4 protein-coding genes and 3 pseudogenes are annotated in these 4,456 nt (G+C 50.7%); 4 read left to right on the top strand and 3 right to left on the bottom strand.

Features of this window, described 5'->3' with window-relative positions:
* The 4 genes and pseudogenes from HMPREF3096_RS10615 to HMPREF3096_RS10600 form a co-directional block, all read left to right on the top strand.
* A pseudogene (locus HMPREF3096_RS10615) lies at nt 1-302 on the top strand (hypothetical protein); the annotation flags it as partial.
* A 48-nt stretch (nt 303-350) separates the two neighbouring features.
* Entirely contained in the window at nt 351-749 is a 399-nt protein-coding gene (locus tag HMPREF3096_RS10610) for a helix-turn-helix domain-containing protein (RefSeq protein ID WP_049084174.1), read from the top strand.
* A gap of 374 nt (nt 750-1,123) precedes the next feature.
* Nucleotides 1,124-1,372 (top strand): type II toxin-antitoxin system Phd/YefM family antitoxin, encoded by a 249-nt coding sequence (locus tag HMPREF3096_RS10605; protein ID WP_004187025.1) that lies wholly within the window; start codon nt 1,124-1,126, stop codon nt 1,370-1,372.
* Nucleotides 1,362-1,646, top strand: a complete 285-nt coding sequence (locus HMPREF3096_RS10600) for a type II toxin-antitoxin system RelE family toxin (protein WP_004187019.1) — start codon at nt 1,362-1,364, stop codon at nt 1,644-1,646. Before HMPREF3096_RS10605 ends, HMPREF3096_RS10600 begins: the two co-directional genes overlap by 11 nt.
* A 15-nt stretch (nt 1,647-1,661) precedes the next feature.
* On the opposite strand, the pseudogene HMPREF3096_RS29155 reads toward HMPREF3096_RS10600, so the two are convergent.
* From HMPREF3096_RS29155 to HMPREF3096_RS10590, 3 genes and pseudogenes are all read right to left on the bottom strand, one after another.
* A pseudogene (locus HMPREF3096_RS29155) lies at nt 1,662-2,222 on the bottom strand (transposase); the annotation flags it as partial.
* Nucleotides 2,223-2,234: 12 nt separating this feature from the next.
* Nucleotides 2,235-3,462 (bottom strand): IS3 family transposase gene (locus HMPREF3096_RS10595; RefSeq protein WP_141749333.1). Its coding sequence is split into 2 segments (ribosomal slippage): nt 2,235-3,147 and nt 3,146-3,462, totalling 1,230 coding nucleotides; the frame shifts between segments, so codons are not numbered across the junction.
* A gap of 88 nt (nt 3,463-3,550) precedes the next feature.
* A pseudogene (locus HMPREF3096_RS10590) lies at nt 3,551-4,339 on the bottom strand (ISNCY family transposase); the annotation flags it as partial.
* Between the last annotated feature and the right edge of the window lie 117 nt (nt 4,340-4,456).

Raw genomic sequence — 4,456 nt, 5'->3', positions numbered from 1 at the left:
TTACCGTTTATGATTACCCTGACGGAAGCATTGCTTTCCGGCATCTGCACCGGCCACTGGGCTATAAGATTTTCGATAAACTCGCCTGCGTTGATCAGGGTGCGGTTGTTGACAACAAACGACTGGGTGCCGTTTTGAAACTGGCGCAGCAGAAACAGGACGAGCTGGGGGCTGAAGGAAAGCGAATGCGCAGCAAAAAAATGCCCCGCAGGCGTGCCCAGGAGCGCGTACTGGAAGAGCTAAGGGCGATCAATCCGGTGCTGGCCAGCCCGCAGGATTTTGTCCCCAGCCTGAAGCGATGAGCCCTTCCCTCACCTGCAGATCTGACACGGCTGAATGATGAGAGAAAAATGGACGACAAAAAACCAGTGCTTCTGACATTACATGAAGCGTTGCGCCTGGATTTGATTGAGGCCTATGTGGCGCGGGAAATTACGCTGGCAGAAGTGGCGGAATCCATGGAGCTCACCCGTCGTCAGTGCTCCCGCCTGATTAAACGCTATCGTGAGCTGGGGCCGGCTGGTCTGGTCAGCCGGCGCCGTGGAAAGCCCGGCAATCATCAGTTAAACACCACCATCAGAGATCAGGCACTGCAGCTTATTCGCTCACGCGGCCGGGGTATGAATCCGACAGCAATCTGGCGAATACTGACCACAGAATACAGTGTCCGGATTTCAAAAGAGACCGTTCGGAAACTGATGATTACTGAGAAAGCCTGGCATCCGCGACCATCCTTCAGGCCTGACTAAGACTAAAGAAGGAATTTTCCAGACTCTCCCAGACGTCATCTCTGACTTGTTTTGAGCACGACATTTCAACATTGGCTAGACAGAGACGGCCTGAGAGCAATTCTGACGGGAAACCGGGTGAAACAAGCAACAAACCCCCAACAAACCTGCCAGAAACGCAGGAGATGAATTTTACCTCGCTGCATATAAATACACAAAAGTGCTTAGGTTCTAATTTCAATACATTTGCCTCCCCTCCCCCCTGTTTCTGCAACTTTTCTCATTAAGTCATAACATGCCCCCGGCATTTTCACCGGGTAGAACTCAATTAAAAGCACCTTTAAGAATGCTTTTAAACGCGCTACAATGAACACTTAAACCTAGGAGGTAACATTATGGCATTTCAGGTTCTGACCACTACAGCAGCTAGCATTACTGAACTTAAACGTGACCCTATGGGTACTTTCCACGCCGGGGATGGCGCTCCGGTAGCCATTCTTAATCGTAATGAGCCTGCATTCTACTGTGTGCCACCGGCACTCTATGCCCAGTTGATGGAGCTTCTGGAAGATGAAGAGCTGGGACGGATGGCTGATGAGCGAAGCGGAGAAAAGGTTATAGAGGTCAATATTGATGACCTATAAGCTGGCTTTCAACGAATCCGCTCTGAAAGAATGGAAGAAGCTGGGTCATACACTACAGGTACAGTTCAAAAAGAAACTCAAAGAGCGCCTGGAGAACCCCAGAGTTCCGGCATCACAGCTACATGGACGTAAGGACCAGTATAAAATTAAGCTACGTGGTGCCGGATATCGCCTTGTCTATCGTGTAGAGGACGACATTGTCACAGTCACTGTTATCGGCGTAGGCAAACGCGAAAACGACGACATTTATAATGCAACCCTTAATCGCAATTGACGAATGCTGTAAGCACTATTTTGGGGTCGTATCCGGGCCTACTTTCTTTCTGGGTAACGTTGGCGGCTTCACATCATCTTTACTCTGCGTTCTCCGTGTCATCCAGGGATGGTCAGCAGCAGGTTTGACGTAATATTCTGATCGCAAACCAAACCTCGCATTATCCACACGCTCATGTACGCTCTTTTCATCATCAAGCGGTATTGGTTCAGGCCCATCGACATATTTCTCGTAACCCAACGACCGACTTTCATGAAGCACCGTTATTTCACCGTTAAAGTTCTCGCAAACCGTGACAATCGCAAGCCTGAGACGGTATCCCTGCCCTTCTGAACGGATCTGATATGCACTCGTTTTATACTGAAAGGTCAGATTCTTGGAAAGCACACGACGGGACTGATAACTGAGTATGTAGTTAAGTTCTTCCGGAGAATGAAGAATCTCCCTGTGGGCGTTACCATTTTCACGGGGGATCGAAGCGAAGCGAGAGTTGTAATCTTTCACAAACTCAGACAACCACAGGTTAGCTGTTTCGATATCACTGATATTGCGAAGACGTAATTCTTTAACCAGTCTGTGGATTGGCCCCTATATTTCCAGACACTTTTTATCGCTTAACCCATTACTGGTTCGCCGCCGCAGATATTCCCGTGGCGAACGATATCCCAGTGCACTGTGCGGATGCCATTCGTTGTAATGTTCGAAGGCCTCCGCAAGGTTCTTTGCCGCTGTTAACCCGTCAGGTTTTTGCATGATGCTGATGTAGTCGCGCTTCATCGTTTTCACGAAGCTCTCCGCCATTCCGTTGCTTTCTGGACTACGTACCGCCGTATGTTTTGGCTCCAGTCCTACCATTCTGGCTAACTGACGCGTCTGATGAGAACGGTAGGCTGAACCGTTGTCTGTCAGCCACTCAACGGGGGATGTCGGCAGCCTGTTACAGAAGCGACGCTCTACTGCACCCAGCATGACGTCCTGCACGGTTTCACTGTCATATCCACCGGTACTTGCTGCCCAGTGAAGTGCCTCGCGATCGCAACAGTCCAGCGCGAACGTGACCCGCAGTTTTTCACCGTTATCACAGCTGAACTCGAAGCCGTCGGAGCACCACCGCTGGTTACTTTCTCCAACGGCCACTTTCCCTCTATGCGCCCGCTTCGAGGGCGGTATTGCCGGTTTACGCTCAAGCAGCAGCGCATTCTGACGCATGATGCGGTATACGCGTTTGGCATTGATCACCGCCATGTCGTCAGTTTCTGATTGTCTGCGCAGCAGTGCCCATACACGACGATAACCATAGGTGGGCAGATCGTCGATAACGGTATGGATACGAGCCAGCGCTTCAGTATCATCAGGCTTGCGCTTGCACCGACGATCCTGCCAGCCCTTCGACCGACGGGCCATGGCATGCAGTTGCGCACGTGAGACCCGGAGGCAACGACTGACAAGGCTTATTCGCCATCCTCCGGCAACAAGGGCACGTGCAGTATCCACTTTTTTGTCGGCCATATTCAACGGCTTCTTTCAGCAGCTCGTTTTCCATGGTTTTTTTGCCCAGCAGGCGCTGTAACTCTTTAATTTGCTTCATTGCAGATGCCAGCTCCGACGCGGGTACAACCTGTTCACCAGCGGCAACAGCAGTGAGACTGCCTTCCTGATATTGCTTACGCCACAGGAACAGCTGACTGGCAGCAACGCCATGCTGACGGGCGACCAGCGACACGGTCATTCCGGGCTCAAAGCTCTGCTGAACAATGGCGATTTTTTCCTGAACGCTGCGCCGTCTGCGCTTCTCTGGACCTAGAACATCAATCATTCGGACTCCAACGACTAGTCTAAAACTAGTATTAAGACTATCACTAATTTAAGTGATACCAACTGTCTGGAGATTCAGGGGGCCAGTCTAGTCTGTCCTGTAACGTCTGATTGGCACGCTCAACCCGGCCTTTAGCCTGAGGGCTGTTAGCGTGAATTGGCTCGATCCCAAGAGTTTTAATTGCACGGGTAAATTGCGTCAGCTCGCCTTCACGTTCCGGATTATTCACGCGGAAAATACTGTGTCTGTCAGAATACAGGGCAAGGGGACGCCCATATTTGTCGAGATAATCACGTAACGTTTCCATGTAAGCGCGGGTCGTTTCTGCAGGAGCGAAGCGGAGCGCCATAAGCGCACTGGTGGCGTCATCAATAAAGACAATTAATGTACAGCGAGGCCCTCGCTCTTCAAACCAGTCATGCGGAGAACCATCAATCTGGATAAGTTCGCCATAGCATGGGCGCCGTTGCCGACGCTGATAAATGCGGGCAGTTTTTCGGCGGCGCTCACGCCATAAACCTTCCTCAACCATCCACTTGCGCAAAGTTTCGGCCGACAAAGCCAGCTCATGGAGCTTCCGTAATTTCTCACAGGCAAAAGTGGGGCCGAAATCCGGATATTTATCTCTGACAAGTGAGATGACGAGAGTCCGAAATTCCGACGTAAAAGCATTATTGGGACGTTGTCCTCGGCGACGAGAAACCAGTCCCTGAGGACCTTCAATCCGGTAGCGCTGAACGAGACGTTTCACCTGCCGGATTGATATGCCTATACGGTCCGCAGCCTGCTCCTGGGTGATCTGGCGGCTGACTGAATCCCGAATTATCTGGAGACGGTCAAGTTCTTTAAGGCTCATGCTAATGGTCTCTTTTGTCATGAAATATCCTGCCTGAGAAGCTACGGGGACATTTCAGAATGGGTCAAAGGGGACATTACAGCCTAGTGTTAACAATAGCCTTTTTCTCCTGTGTAAGTTCACACAGATATTGCAATT

The sequence above is a fragment of the Klebsiella sp. HMSC25G12 genome (genome assembly GCF_001807705.1).
Classification (GTDB): domain Bacteria; phylum Pseudomonadota; class Gammaproteobacteria; order Enterobacterales; family Enterobacteriaceae; genus Klebsiella; species Klebsiella variicola.
Note: the sequence above shows the minus strand (reverse complement) of the source record. Positions and strands in the feature narration are given on the sequence as shown.